The following is a 13,663-nucleotide window of genomic DNA, read 5'->3' as shown; positions in this document are numbered from 1 at the left end:
TTAATAAGAAAATATTTTGCTACTTAAAATTAGTAACCACTGCCGGCAGCGACAACAGCAAAGAGCCCTACCATCGCAATCAAAACAATGAGTCCAATGAAGCTAATAATTGTTCCAGCAATTGCAAAACCTCTAGGAGTTTTGAAGAGCCCAATAATCGATAAAATCGTTCCGATTAACCATGCAAGTCCACCGATAAATGGAATCCAGCTACCAAAAAGCGCTATTAATGAGAGAATAAATCCTACTAGTCCGATCGTATTATTAGAAGCAGGTGTTTGGCTGACATAATTATTAATCACTGTTGTTTTAGATTGTTGATCCGCAGTTGTCACTTTCTCTACTGCTGCTTTTTCAACTACTTGATCATCTTTAACCACTGTTGTTTCAATAATTTCTACAGATTCTATATTTTCACCCATATTTTTCTTCTCAGTCATATTTTTCTTCTCAGTCATATTATTTTTCCATCTATTAATTCAACATCTTCATAAAAATTGCATAAATCAGTGCCTTCAAAACACATTTCATTTATTTTGCCAATTGTCGAAATAATAAAATATATCGTACTGAATTGATAGCTCAAATAATTGAATTATTTCGATATCAACACAATACTTATAATTTATATTTTAACCAATTCCGCGTAATACATTGCTATTGCAACATCAACAATACATTGCAAGTATCCTTATTACAAAAGAAGAGTCCCCCTAAAAAAATGCACCATGCTAAAATACTTGGCAATCTCTCATTTTCTTAGGATCAACGGATGACAACATATCCTCGAGCACAGTTACACCGCCGATTAGGCGCACTTCTCTACGATATTCTCTGTATCGTTGCTTTAGAGATGATGGTCGCTGCCATTTTCTTACTCTTTAATAGTGGTGGCGCAATTACAAACGAACATTCTCTCTATAAATTACAACAGACTTTCTTTGCACTTGTGCCTTTTGTCTATTTTCTCTTCTTCTGGTTGAGAGATGCGCATACCACAGGGATGCGTGCTTGGCGCTTGCGAATACAACAATTAGATGAAAAACCGATCACTCCTATCCAAGCAATCATACGTCTACTTGCTGCAATCATTAGCTGGATTCCTTTTGGATTAGGATTCTTATGGGTATTCGTATCTCCTACCCGCCTTGCTTGGCACGATCGAATTTCTGGCACAGAAATTATCCAGCTCCCTAAACAAGAAAAGCCGTAAATAGATTTTTACTATGAAAAAAATTGCTCTCCAAACACTTTCAATCCCTACCCAAAAACGTGATACACAATGGGACATTGAAAATGCTGCGAATTTTGCTATGCAACTTGTTCACTCTGCCAAAAACAGTAATCGGACTTTGGTAGTGATTGTCAACGATATGCGAAAGGCCGAAGATCTTGCTCAAAATTGTGCTTTTTTTGGGGGGACGGCAACGATTTTCCCTGATACTGAGACTTTACCATATGATAATTTCTCCCCTCAAATTGATATCATATCTCAGCGCTTAGCTGTTTTATACCAATTAAAAATGGGGAATCAATCCATTGTGATTGTGACCATTCCAACATTATTACAGCGATTAGCGCCTCGCTCATTTTTTGATGCAAATGTACTCCTTTTTAAGAAAGGCGATGAGATTGATCGGGAGCTATTCCGCACTAATCTAGAGAAAGCAGGCTATCTTGCCGTTAATAATGTTTTATCGCCAGGTGAATTTTCAGCGAGAGGATCACTGTTCGATCTCTTCCCTATGGGTGAAAAAACACCTATTCGTATCGATTTTTTCGATAATGAGATTGATTCAATTCGGACCTTTGATCCTGAAACAAATGATACAATTGCCACCTTTAACGCCTTATCACTTCTTCCAACTCGGGAATTTGATTCAAGTGAACAAGGTTTAGCAAACTTTAAGCAAAAATATCAGAACAGTTTTACACAAGACCTTGCGCTGTTAAAAAAATCATACATCTATCAAGAAACATTGAAAGGCAATCTGCCTTCAGGTATTGAGGGGTATCTTCCGCTCTTTTTTGAAGAGACCGCAACCTTTTTTGATTATTTACCAAAAGAAACAACGCTCTTGCTCTACCCTGACCTTGAAAGAGAAGGATTACAGTTTCATGAATTAGTCGAACACCGCTTTGAACGGTATCGGCATAATCAAGAAAAACCTCTTTTACCGCCATCTAGGCTCTACCTTACACCCAGTGCTGTTGAGCGTTTAATGGAACAATTCCCACAAATTACTTTACAGTTCACCACAAAATTTCAGTCCTCTATCAGTCTTAGTGAGCTCAAAGAACATGCAAATACAGGTAAAGAACCATATATTCTATGTGCCGAAACATCTGGTCGACGTGAAAATCTACTCAATAGATTAGCAGCGGAAAATATCCGTCCAAAGGTGGTGGATAATATCCAAGAAGCTTTTCAAGCACCCGATCGTTTAATGCTTATCACTGGCGCTTTAACGCAAGGATTTTCCAACCAAAAACCGCACTTTAGACTCATTACCGAAGCAGAATTTTTAGGCGTTAAACCCCGAGAATACCGTGCAAAAAGTAAAATTGCCGACATAGAATCGATGTTGACAAACCTCGATACCTTAGAGATTGGCGATCCAATTATTCATATTCATCATGGCGTTGGTCGTTATGCAGGAATGGATATTATCGATGACACTGAGTTAGTTGTAATTCAATATCGCGACAATGCCAAACTCTATGTCCCCGTTACATCGCTCGATCTTTTATCAAAATATTCTGGTAGCGAGAAACATAGTGCTCCACTTCATAAACTTGGAACGGATCAATGGGATAAGGCACGCCGGAAAGCTGCAGAAAAAGCCAATGATACCGCAGCCGAATTGCTTGATATTTACGCAAGACGCGAGGCACAAAGTGGTAAACAAATGACGCTTCCTGAAGAATATATACTTTTTGCAGAAAGCTTCCCTTACAAGACAACACCTGATCAACAACGTGCGATTGACGATGTTATTACCGATCTTAAACAAGGGAAAATGGATCGAATTGTCTGCGGTGATGTGGGATTTGGAAAAACAGAAGTTGCAATGCGAGCGGCCTTTATGGCAGCAATGAATGGCTATCAAGTTGCCATTCTTGCACCAACTACACTTCTAGCGGAACAACATGCCGCAGCCTTTCAAGATCGATTTGCCGATTGGCCACTAAAAGTTGCAGCACTCTCACGTTTTCGTAAAACAAAAGAGACTCGGGAAATTCTCGAAAAACTTGCAGAAGGTGAGATTGATATCGTTATCGGGACTCATCGGCTTCTCTCTAAAGATACCGAGTTTAAACAACTTGGCCTGGTTATTATCGATGAAGAACATCGATTTGGTGTTAAACAGAAAGAACGATTAAGAGAACTTCGTGCAGAAGTGAATTTTATGGCAATGACCGCAACACCGATTCCCCGAACACTTAATATGGGTTTAACAGGCCTCAAAGCACTCTCGATCATTGCCACACCACCAGAAAATCGTATTGCGGTTAAAACATTCGTAAATGAATGGAGTGATGAGCTGATTGTTGAAGCATGTATGCGGGAATTTAAACGGGGCGGGCAAGTCTACTTCCTTCACAATGAAGTCAAGACTATTGAGTCAGTGCAAGCGCGTCTTCTTGAATTAATGCCTGATATCTCTGTCAGCATCGCACATGGACAGATGAATGAAACGGAACTTGAGAAAGTGATGCTCGATTTTTATCATCACCGCGTCAATATTCTCCTCTGCACCACCATTATCGAATCGGGGATTGACGTACCGAATGCGAATACTGTCATTATCAATCATGCAGATCATCTTGGACTTGCACAGCTTCATCAAATTCGTGGACGAGTAGGCAGATCACATCATCGTGCATTTTGCTATCTTATCATCCCCGAAGCCAAAGCTATGACCTCAGATGCTAAAAAACGGATTGAAGCAATTGCCACGACCGATACTTTAGGTGCAGGGTTTATGCTTGCTAATCATGATTTAGAGATCCGTGGTGCCGGAGAACTTTTAGGTGATGCGCAAAGTGGGGAAATTAATTCTATTGGCTTCTCGCTCTATATGGAGCTTTTAAGTGAAGCGGCGGCAATGGTGAAGCATGGCGGAAAACTTGATGTTGCGGATCCTTTTAATAAAGGTTTAGAGATTACGATCGGGGCGCCAGCATTGATACAGGAAGACTATATCTTCGATGTTTCGATTCGCCTCTCCTACTATAAACGTATTGCAAGTTGCAAAACGATAAATGATCTTGAACAGATTCAAATTGAGATGATCGATAAATATGGGCTACTCCCCGATCCCACCAAACGACTCTTTAAATTAGCAGAGCTTAAATTAAAAGCAAAACCCTTCAATTTAAAGAAAATAGATGCTAATCAGAATGGCGTACGGATAAATTTTGGTGAAACACCCCGAATTAACCCTCAAAATCTTATAAAGTTAATCCAAGAAAAACCACATTTTTATCAATTACAAGGTCAAGAATCCTTGCGCTACACTCTTCCACTAGAAAATGCAGAAATGCGACTAAATGCGATTAATAATCTCTTAGAAACATTGTCATAAATGGGCCTTATATCGCCGTTAAAAATGTGGGTAGAAAAATTCATACCCGCTTTTCTATGACAAATTACAACATTTTAAAATAAAAACGATTAGTTTTTCACACGCATGAACACACTCTTCCTTTAGACAAAAAAAAGCCGAGCTTTTAAAGACTCGGCAAAATAACCACCAAAGGAGGATATGGAGGAGAACGTTTGATTGCTCAAACGTCACGAATATAATAGTTTGTCACTATAAGATTGTCAACTATATATCGCTCTAAAAACTTAAATATTTTATCCAAAATCCAAATAACTTGATCTCTGTCCTATAAGGATGTTTCAAGAATCATCTTGATGTGAACAAAATCATTTATTAACGAATTAATAGAAAAATTTATCTTAGCAATTGTATATATTGATTAAATTTTCTTTGAAATATTGTCGAATCAATAAGTTATATTTTTATTAATTTTCACAAAAATTATACAATTCATAAAACATAAAGTACTCGGAGAATCACACCAATTCAATTATCATAAATAATACATTGATAACAACCACTTAAACAAAAATTCAGGATGATCATAAAAATGACTTTTAACACTGAAGACTATCAGCTGAAATGCAAAGATACCATTGGTAATTTTATAAAGAACTCTACACGATTGGAAAAATTTACATTTAATATTGAGACCATCGAAACTTTCGAACTCAACTATAAAATATCCCTTAACATTAGAATCTCTTTTCGTACTGAAACAACTAGTAGACTAGGAAAACTCTCAAGTTCTCACAATAATATTGTTTACAATAGTCAAATGGCATATCACGCAGCTCTGGAAACACTGATAGAGAAAGAGACTACAAATTCTGCTAACCTCACGTTAATTAAAAATAAAATTATTGATCATCCTTTTGGTATTTTGCATACGGACACAGATCTTAAAATATGCTCCGAAAAAATTTCGTATTATCATAAATGTAAAAAATGCAATGGGGACGGAGAAAAAAAGTGTAATGATTGCATGGGAATAGGGCAATGTACTTGTCGTTATTGTAATGGTAATGGCTTTATTCAAGAAACCAAGACCTTAGATGTCAACTATGGACCTAAAGAACTTCGTGGTTATAGAACTGAATCAGTCAACGTAACTTGCCACTATTGCAATGGGCAAAGAAATAGACGTTGTGAGAGTTGTTTGGGGACAGGAAAAAAAAACATGTGAAAGTTGCGATGGAGAAGGCTACATTACCGATACAACAACTGTTATTATCACTGCGATTCCTCAATATACTCTTATCTTTGATCAAGATGATACTCCCAACTTTATCTATGAGGCATTTAATCATTATGGTCTACATCGATTAGATGAAGTAGGCTCGGTCAACTACACAGATTATCAACAAACTGATAACTCTACACTCCTCTTTAATTACAATGCTACCTGCCCTTTTGGTCATTTTAAAAGCTTGATTCAAGATAGAGAGATTCTCTGGATCATTTTTGGGCAATCTCCCATTATTTTTGAATCTAGCAATGTTATTGAAATATTACTCACGAAAGATCTCTATGAACTTGAAGCAACTGCTACCACTTCACATCTTCTCAAACCAAATATATTCTCTAGATGCCAACCTACTATCCTTAAGTTTACTGAGTCAGAAATCAATCAAGACTTAATTAATTTAGCTGATAATAATCAAAGTTTTGAAAAAATGCGTAATCAACTTAACCGCGCGGTTTCAATTAATTATATAGAGATAGCAAATAAGTCACTAGATAGCATTAGTAAAGCAATCAGCTACTGGTCATCTTTAAAGTGGATACTCGTGACATTCGCAATCATCATTCTTTATAGTAATGTTTCTGTGCTTTTGTCTTTGCTTCCTTATGAAATCGACAAACTGGCACAAGGAAGTGCAACATCAATTCCTGGATTTTATGATGATCTATATCGCCCTGATGGCACGCTTCCTCTCTGGGAAGCAATGGGGAAATTAGCTAACCATATGCTAATCCCTATCCTCATCTTTAGTTTTCTATTCCCATTACTCCGTGTTTATTGGTTGAGAATGAAAATAAAAGAAAAAATGCCCTATCTGTATACTTGGATGGATAAAAAAGCAATACTTCCAATTAAATGGCCTCAACTGGGGTTCACCATCGCCATAATCTCTTGTTTCTTAATTGATCACATAACCTTGCCGATCTACTTCGGTAAGGTTTTAGGCATTTTCCCCGTTCACCTTTTCCTCTAATAAAAATTGTATTAAAAAAGCTCCTTTTAAACGGCACTCCAAATTATATCTAACTTTTCAAATACCGCTTATAAAGGAGCTTTTTCAAGGTAATTTTAATTACATGCCACCAACAACCGTATTAAATCCACCATCAACAAATGTAATTTCGCCTGTTACGCCTGAAGCTAAATCCGATGAAAGAAATGCCGCAACATTACCAACTTCTTCAATTGTGACACAACGACCGATAGGCGCTGTCTCTTCAAATGCTGAAAGCATGCTCTTGAAATTTGCGATACCAGATGCTGCTAATGTACGAATAGGGCCTGCAGAAATACCATTGACACGGATTCCTTCTCTTCCTAATGCCGCTGCCATATAACGAACATTTGCTTCTAATGAAGCTTTTGCAAGTCCCATAACATTGTAGTTAGGTACCGTGCGTTCACTAGCAAGATAAGTTAATGTTAAAAGTGAAGCGCCTTCACGAAGAAAAGGACGCGCCGCTTTACCTAATGCCGCAAAACTATAAGAAGAGATATCATGAGCAATTTTAAAGTTTTCGCGTGTGACTGCATCAAGATAGTTACCTTCTAATGCTTCTTTAGGCGCAAATCCCACGGAATGAATAACAATATCAAAACCTTCTGGCCAAACGACATTTAGCTCGGACATTAATGTTGTAATTTCCATATCGCTAGCGACATCGCAAGGAAGTACGATATTTGAATCTAACTCTGCCGCCATTGTACGAACGCGTTCTTCTAGACGTTCGCCATGAAAACTAAATGCAAGTTCTGCGCCTTGCTCACGCATAGCTTTTGCAATTCCCCAAGCGATAGAACGGTTTGATGCTAAACCTACAATCAGTGCACGTTTACCTTTTAAAAATCCCATAACTTATTCCTCTGTTTCTGCAAGTTATTCATAGAATAACATCCGATAAATTGAGATGTAATCACCTTCTATTGTTAATACAACACTAAAAGATCGATACAAAATATTGTCTATTTTATCATGCTTTATACTTTTGTCGTTGCTCTATTTCTCCCACAAGAATCTCCATTCGACTAGTTTTATATCTATTTATTCATTATTTCAAATAGTTGATATTAAGAAAGGATGCATTATGGTCTCTGTCATTCATACTCGCGCATTACACGCTCTTTCGGCACCTGAAGTCCGTGTTGAAGTACATATCAGTAATGGACTACCCGCCTTTACAATTGTCGGGATGCCCGAAACTGCCGTAAAAGAGAGTAAAGACAGAGTGATTGCGGCTATTGTAAATTCAGGCTTTGAATTTCCAAATCGCAAAATAACAATCAATTTATCTCCTGCGGATCTCCCTAAAGAAGGCGGCCGTTATGACCTACCGATTGCCTTAGCGGTATTAGAAGCTTCAGGTCAAATCGAAAAAGATCCTAAACCTTTTCAGTTTATCGGAGAGCTAGCGTTAACGGGGGAGCTTCGACCAATTACAGGTCTACTACCAACAGCCATTCAAGTGATGAAAAATAAAGAGATTTTAGTTGTCCCCCAAAATGGTTCTGAAGAAATTGGCTTTTTACAATATCCTCAATTTTTTGTCGCTAAAAATCTTCGAGACGTTGTAGCGTTTATTGATGAGAAAAAATCTCTTGAAACACCAATCGAAATCCCCACTGAAATGAGACAAAATCCTCAAGATTTTTCTGAAGTAAAAGGACAATTTTTTGCAAAAAGAGCCTTAGAAATCGCCGCAGCTGGAGGACATAATGTGATTCTCATTGGTCCGCCGGGTACTGGCAAAACAATGCTCGCGGCACGATTTGTAACGATCATGCCATCTATGACGAGAGAAGAAGCCATTGAAAGTGCGATGATCGCCTCTATTAGCCGACAAGGATTTAGCGCTGAACAATTTGGTATTCGCCCTTATCGAACACCTCATCATACTTCTTCATCTGTCGCCCTTGTAGGTGGCGGTACTTATCCAAAACCTGGAGAAATTTCCTTAGCTCACAATGGTATTCTTTTTCTCGATGAACTTCCTGAATTTAGCCGAACTGTTTTAGAAGTTTTACGCGAACCCTTAGAATCAGGAACTATTCATGTTTCTCGTGCAATGCAACAAGTCGATTTCCCTGCAAAATTCCAATTGATTGCAGCGATGAATCCCTGCCCTTGTGGTTTTTATGGCGATCCTGATCATGAATGCACTTGTAGCGATTATGCGATTGCCCGTTATCGTGGCCGCATTTCCGGCCCTATGCTCGATCGTATTGATCTTCATGTAGAAGTGCCGAGAATCTCCACAGAAGAATTACAGAACAAAGCGCCTATTGAAGACTCAAAAACGATTCAAAATCGTGTTGATAAAGCACGTCAACAGCAGATGGCACGTCGAGAAAAAATAAATGCCCAACTTTCAGTTCGAGAATTAGAGATCGATTGTTCACTTGGCGATGCAGAGGCTCGTCTATTAGAACTTGCACAAAAACGCTTAAACTTTTCTCCTAGAAGTTATCATCGTATTTTGCGAGTTGCCCGTACGATTGCTGACTTAGAAGGTAGCAGTCAAATTAATTGTCGCCATCTTACCGAAAGTCTTGCTTTTCGTACCTTAGATCGAGGCTATCAATCGGCATCTCAATGAGTTTAAAAATTGTGTCTTCTATTTTATACACAGGCTAAAAAAGGTATGATAAATCTTCTTTTAATTTTTCCTATCTGATAGTGACGTAATCTACTATGCTAAAACAGAAAGTCTCTCACCGATGCCGTTGGTGCGGTAAACAACCGCTTTATCAAGAGTATCATGATCTTGAATGGGGAAAACCGCACAAAGATGAGCACGCGCTCCTAGAGCTCTTTTTTTTAGAGACTCAGCATGCTGGATTAAGTTGGTGGACTGTATTAACTAAACGCGATAATTATCGGCGAGCATTTCATCAATTTAATGTTGATAAAATCGCTAAAATGGGTGAAAAAGATGTTGAACACTTACTTCAAAATGAAGGACTCATACGCAATCGCCTAAAAATTGAAGCAATTATTCATAATGCAAAAACCTATCAACATTTTCGAATTGAAAATGATTCTTTTGCCGAGTACTTCTGGGGAAAAGTCAATTATCAGCCAATTCTTAATACCTATAAAGCCGATGAATTTAGCCCCACGACATCAAAGCTCTCAGACCAAATAGCAAAAGAATTTAAAAAGTTTGGTTTTAAATTTTTCGGTTCAACAACCGCCTACGCTTTTTTACAAGCAGCAGGAATCATTAACGACCATCTTGCTGAGTGCGATTTAGGAAAAGAGAAACATGAAATATCCCTTTGAAATAACATCGAATCAAGAAACTCCATTAATATTGCCTAAATCCATTCAACTTCAACTTACACCTGAATTTAAGAAAGAAGAGAATCGATTTGTTTGGGATGGAAAAAGCTTCTATTGGAAAGATCTTGAAGCGGGAAATTTAGAGATTGATTTTTTCTCTAAAAAAACGCTTTATAGAATGCAGCGAATTAATAAAGCACATGAACCGTTGTTACGTGCAATAGGATGGAAAAATCAGCAACCGCAAAGAATATGGGATTGTACCGCCGGTATCGGCAGAGATGCATCGTTACTCTTTTTTGCGGGAAATCATGTCACAATGTTTGAACGAAATCCTATCTTACAAATTTTGCTCGGTTACGCACTTTCAAAGCTACCTGTGAATCAATACTCTCAAGACTTTCAATTATCTCCTCAAGACTCCCTCTCTTTTATTCAATCCCTCATTCAAAACAGACACAATTTACCGATAGTTGATTGTATCTATATGGATCCGATGTATCCAGAACGGAAAAAATCCGCATTAGTTAAAAAGGAACTACGAATTATCCGTAATTTAGTGGGCCATGATTTAGATAGTGAAAAACTTTTACAATTAGCATTGCAAATCGGCGCTCAAAGAGTCGTTGTAAAACGTCCTAAAGGTGCCGAATACATCGCAGACCAATCACCAAACCATTCAATAGAGTCTCCGAATACTCGTTATGATGTTTATCTTACAGCTCAAATAGCCTAAAGTTGAGTATCCATAGCGCTTCAGGTATTCTGTCACTTCTTTAAAAGATGCAAAAAGGATCATGATTTAATGAATAATGATGAAAACAATGCGCTGGAGTCACTTGCGAACCTAAAATCTCGTGAGCATCTTTTTGATATTGAATTAATCAAAGCTGAACTTGAAAATGCTGTTGCCCAATTAGCGAATCTTAAAGTTGCGGTGAGTATATTTGGCTCTGCACGCATTAAAGAGGATGATCCCGATTATCAATTAGCACTTTCCATTGCTAAAACACTGTCAGAACATGGCGTTTCTGTGATTACTGGTGGTGGTCCTGGCATCATGGAAGCGGCAAATCGTGGTTGCAGATTAGGTGAAAAAGGTCTTTCTGTTGGTTTAAATATCCGATTACCCCGAGAGCAATTTCCTAATCCCTATCAAGATCTATCACTCGCCTTTGATCATTTTTTGACACGAAAAACGAGTTTCATGGCATATTCTGATGCGTTTATCTGTCTTCCTGGAGGATTTGGGACGCTCGATGAACTCTTTGAAGCGATTACGCTAATTCAGACCAAGAAGATGATCGCAAAACCCGTTATTCTTGTGAATAAAGCCTTTTGGACACCACTCATCACATGGCTTAGAACTATTCTTCTTGAACGGAAGCTTATTGAAGCGAAAGATATCGATCGTATTATTCTTGTTGATAACGAAAAAGAACTCATTATGCAACTGGCATCCTCTTTAATCGCTGAATAAATATCCATAAAAAAACCAAGTTTTTACTTGGTTTTTGAGTTAATCATGTTTTTATGCATTATTTTTTATGAAGAATTTGTTCAACTAAAAGCTGAATAGTCTCTTCTGGCACGTGAAGATTTGGCGCCATTGGAATTGGCCCCCAAACACCTGAACCCCCGGTTTTTACTTTCTCTACAAGATATGTCTCTGCGTTTGCATCATCTTTATATTTTTCATAAACATCATCATAACTTGGACCAATCAATTTTTGATCTTGACGATGACAAGCAAAACAACCTGATGCACTTGCAAGATCTGGATCTACTTGTGCAAATGCGGGCACTGTTAATGCTGCAAATGATGCTGCAATTAATAGTATTTTTTTCATATAAAACTCCTTTATGAGTACTTTTAAACCGCTTAGCTGCTTGAAGATAAACCGCATTTCTGCTCTTGGCGCCTTATTTCTTAATAAACAGCAATAATAATTTGTTATTTGTTTATATTATAACACTAAAAGATAGAATGAGTATTTGAAAAGATATGATGCGTCCTTCAATTTATTCATTCAACACTTTTTTACCTCAGCTTAAACTAATGGCTATCTTTCTTAGGCGTTTCCCAACCTTCTTTTAAAATCACTTCAAGTTTGTTTCGTACTAACGTATTCTTAGCTACATCCTTAGGGACAATTGCACCCGCGGCAGTTGCTGAATGATTACCAATATTTACAGGGGCAACTAGGGAACTATTTGAACCGATAAAAACATAGTCGCCGATGGTTGTTGGATGTTTATTCGCTCCATCGTAATTACAGGTAATCGTACCTGCCCCGATATTGCTCTCAATACCGACTGTTGTATCACCTAAATAGGTTAAATGTCCTGCTTTTGAACCGTTACCAACCGTAGTATTTTTTGTTTCAACAAAATTACCAATACGAGTATTATCACCTAATTTACTATTTTCACGGACACGTGCAAAAGGACCAACATCGGCATTTCGTCCAATGGAGGCTTTTTCTATGACTGAGTAAGGGTGAATTGTAGTGCCATCACCGATCACCACATCTTTTAACACCGAGCCTGTACGAATCGTCACATTTTTACCAAGAACAATGTTCCCTTCTAAAATCACATTTGGTTCAATATGACAATCTAAATCATTTTTTACAGTACCTCGAACAATCAAGGATTCAGGATCATCAATAGTGATACCATTAAGCATCAAGTTTTTTGCCATCTCTTTTTGATAAAATCGTTCTAATGTGGCCAATTGCACTCGATCATTGACACCTTGGATATAAGCAGGCATTTCATTAAATGTATGAATCGTTATATTATGTTCAACCGCTAACTTCGCTACATCCGTCAGATAATACTCTTTCTGTTGATTCTGATTAGTTAATTGAGGCAGTGCCTCGGCTAAAAAATTTTGGCAAATGGCAAAAATTCCTGTATTAATTTCTTGAATCTCTTTCTCAGTTTCATTGGCATCTTTTTCTTCAATAATCGCAACCATATGATGATTATGATCACGAATAATTCGCCCATATCCCGTTGGATTCGGAACTGTTGAAATTAGCCAATTAAGCCTTGTTTCCTCAGCATTATCAACCAACTTTTGAAGCGTATTACTTCGAATAAGCGGCGTATCACCATAAAGAACTAAAACAGTAGAGTCTTCAATCGTATAGGGTAATGCATATTTCATTGCATCACCGGTTCCTTCAAAAGTCTCCTGCTTCGCCCATATGATATCTTCATGATGGATAAAAGCAGATTTCAACTCTTCACCACGATGACCATAGACAACAATTAATCGATCAGGGTTTAACTTTCGAGCTGCAGTGAGCACATGCTCTAACATTGGTTTTCCTCCAATTTTATGGAGCGGCTTTGGAAGTACGGACTTCATTCTTGACCCTAAGCCTGCCGCTAATACAACAATCGAAAGCTTCTTCATCGTTTTAATCCTTCTTTTTTAAAAACGTCTTAATAGTAAAGATAAATATCCCTTTAGTCTACTCTCTTCTAAAATGTTTAAACGCCATTTCTGATCAAAAA

At 37.7% G+C, this 13,663-nt stretch carries 12 protein-coding genes; 8 read left to right on the top strand and 4 right to left on the bottom strand.

The genetic code is table 11. The features are described from left to right. Positions 1 to 29 precede the first annotated feature (29 nt). On the bottom strand, positions 30 to 458 hold the full coding sequence (locus ACPF7B_RS09400) for a hypothetical protein (protein ID WP_490505548.1): 429 nt from the start codon (positions 456 to 458) through the stop codon (positions 30 to 32). 314 nt (positions 459 to 772) lie between these two features. On the opposite strand from ACPF7B_RS09400, the gene ACPF7B_RS09395 reads away from it, so the two are divergent. From ACPF7B_RS09395 to ACPF7B_RS09380, 4 genes are all read left to right on the top strand, one after another. Then, positions 773 to 1,213, top strand: a complete 441-nt coding sequence (locus ACPF7B_RS09395) for an RDD family protein (RefSeq protein ID WP_490505547.1) — start codon at positions 773 to 775, stop codon at positions 1,211 to 1,213. Positions 1,214 to 1,226: 13 nt separating this feature from the next. Next, positions 1,227 to 4,589, top strand: a complete 3,363-nt coding sequence (mfd, locus tag ACPF7B_RS09390; RefSeq protein WP_490505546.1) for a transcription-repair coupling factor — start codon at positions 1,227 to 1,229, stop codon at positions 4,587 to 4,589. 571 nt (positions 4,590 to 5,160) lie between these two features. Beyond that, the gene (locus tag ACPF7B_RS09385; RefSeq protein ID WP_490505545.1) at positions 5,161 to 5,796 is read left to right on the top strand and encodes a hypothetical protein; all 636 of its coding nucleotides are present in this window, start codon (positions 5,161 to 5,163) and stop codon (positions 5,794 to 5,796) included. Then, the gene (locus ACPF7B_RS09380; protein ID WP_490505544.1) at positions 5,759 to 6,829 is read left to right on the top strand and encodes a hypothetical protein; all 1,071 of its coding nucleotides are present in this window, start codon (positions 5,759 to 5,761) and stop codon (positions 6,827 to 6,829) included. The genes ACPF7B_RS09385 and ACPF7B_RS09380 overlap by 38 nt, the downstream gene beginning before the upstream one ends. Positions 6,830 to 6,928: 99 nt before the next feature. Here ACPF7B_RS09380 and ACPF7B_RS09375 read toward each other — a convergent pair whose 3' ends face one another. After that, positions 6,929 to 7,708, bottom strand: coding sequence for an enoyl-ACP reductase FabI (locus ACPF7B_RS09375; RefSeq protein WP_490505543.1), 780 nt, complete (start codon positions 7,706 to 7,708; stop codon positions 6,929 to 6,931). A gap of 232 nt (positions 7,709 to 7,940) precedes the next feature. Here ACPF7B_RS09375 and ACPF7B_RS09370 point away from each other — a divergent pair, with 232 nt between their 5' ends. From ACPF7B_RS09370 to ACPF7B_RS09355, 4 genes are all read left to right on the top strand, one after another. After that, the gene (locus ACPF7B_RS09370) at positions 7,941 to 9,449 is read left to right on the top strand and encodes a YifB family Mg chelatase-like AAA ATPase (RefSeq protein ID WP_490505542.1); all 1,509 of its coding nucleotides are present in this window, start codon (positions 7,941 to 7,943) and stop codon (positions 9,447 to 9,449) included. 95 nt (positions 9,450 to 9,544) lie between these two features. Further along, positions 9,545 to 10,135, top strand: coding sequence for a DNA-3-methyladenine glycosylase I (locus ACPF7B_RS09365; RefSeq protein ID WP_490505541.1), 591 nt, complete (start codon positions 9,545 to 9,547; stop codon positions 10,133 to 10,135). Continuing rightward, a complete protein-coding gene (locus ACPF7B_RS09360) occupies positions 10,119 to 10,871 on the top strand; it encodes a class I SAM-dependent methyltransferase (RefSeq protein ID WP_490505540.1) in 753 nt (250 codons plus the stop codon). The genes ACPF7B_RS09365 and ACPF7B_RS09360 overlap by 17 nt, the downstream gene beginning before the upstream one ends. A 69-nt stretch (positions 10,872 to 10,940) precedes the next feature. Next, positions 10,941 to 11,615, top strand: coding sequence for an LOG family protein (locus tag ACPF7B_RS09355; RefSeq protein WP_490505539.1), 675 nt, complete (start codon positions 10,941 to 10,943; stop codon positions 11,613 to 11,615). A gap of 58 nt (positions 11,616 to 11,673) precedes the next feature. Here the strand turns inward: ACPF7B_RS09355 and ACPF7B_RS09350 are convergent, their stop codons facing one another. Together ACPF7B_RS09350 and glmU are read right to left on the bottom strand one after the other, a co-directional pair. Beyond that, positions 11,674 to 11,985 carry a c-type cytochrome gene (locus ACPF7B_RS09350; protein WP_490505538.1) on the bottom strand — a complete coding sequence of 104 codons (312 nt, stop codon included), beginning with the start codon at positions 11,983 to 11,985 and terminating at the stop codon, positions 11,674 to 11,676. Positions 11,986 to 12,191: 206 nt separating this feature from the next. Next, positions 12,192 to 13,562, bottom strand: a complete 1,371-nt coding sequence (gene glmU, locus ACPF7B_RS09345) for a bifunctional UDP-N-acetylglucosamine diphosphorylase/glucosamine-1-phosphate N-acetyltransferase GlmU (RefSeq protein WP_490505537.1) — start codon at positions 13,560 to 13,562, stop codon at positions 12,192 to 12,194. Positions 13,563 to 13,663: the final 101 nt, after the last annotated feature.

This window comes from Ignatzschineria sp. 22MB058224 (assembly GCF_058188435.1).
Note: the sequence above shows the minus strand (reverse complement) of the source record. Positions and strands in the feature narration are given on the sequence as shown.

What these genes read in the sequence shown, in the direction of transcription:
- ACPF7B_RS09370 (WP_490505542.1), top strand. Translation starts at nt 7,941, where the DNA reads ATGGTCTCTGTCATTCATACTCGCGCATTACACGCTCTTTCGGCACCT.
- ACPF7B_RS09350 (WP_490505538.1), bottom strand. Translation starts at nt 11,985, where the DNA reads ATGAAAAAAATACTATTAATTGCAGCATCATTTGCAGCATTAACAGTG.
- mfd (WP_490505546.1), top strand. Translation starts at nt 1,227, where the DNA reads ATGAAAAAAATTGCTCTCCAAACACTTTCAATCCCTACCCAAAAACGT.
- ACPF7B_RS09375 (WP_490505543.1), bottom strand. Translation starts at nt 7,708, where the DNA reads ATGGGATTTTTAAAAGGTAAACGTGCACTGATTGTAGGTTTAGCATCA.
- ACPF7B_RS09400 (WP_490505548.1), bottom strand. Translation starts at nt 458, where the DNA reads ATGACTGAGAAGAAAAATATGACTGAGAAGAAAAATATGGGTGAAAAT.
- ACPF7B_RS09360 (WP_490505540.1), top strand. Translation starts at nt 10,119, where the DNA reads ATGAAATATCCCTTTGAAATAACATCGAATCAAGAAACTCCATTAATA.
- ACPF7B_RS09355 (WP_490505539.1), top strand. Translation starts at nt 10,941, where the DNA reads ATGAATAATGATGAAAACAATGCGCTGGAGTCACTTGCGAACCTAAAA.
- ACPF7B_RS09395 (WP_490505547.1), top strand. Translation starts at nt 773, where the DNA reads ATGACAACATATCCTCGAGCACAGTTACACCGCCGATTAGGCGCACTT.
- ACPF7B_RS09365 (WP_490505541.1), top strand. Translation starts at nt 9,545, where the DNA reads ATGCTAAAACAGAAAGTCTCTCACCGATGCCGTTGGTGCGGTAAACAA.
- ACPF7B_RS09385 (WP_490505545.1), top strand. Translation starts at nt 5,161, where the DNA reads ATGACTTTTAACACTGAAGACTATCAGCTGAAATGCAAAGATACCATT.
- glmU (WP_490505537.1), bottom strand. Translation starts at nt 13,562, where the DNA reads ATGAAGAAGCTTTCGATTGTTGTATTAGCGGCAGGCTTAGGGTCAAGA.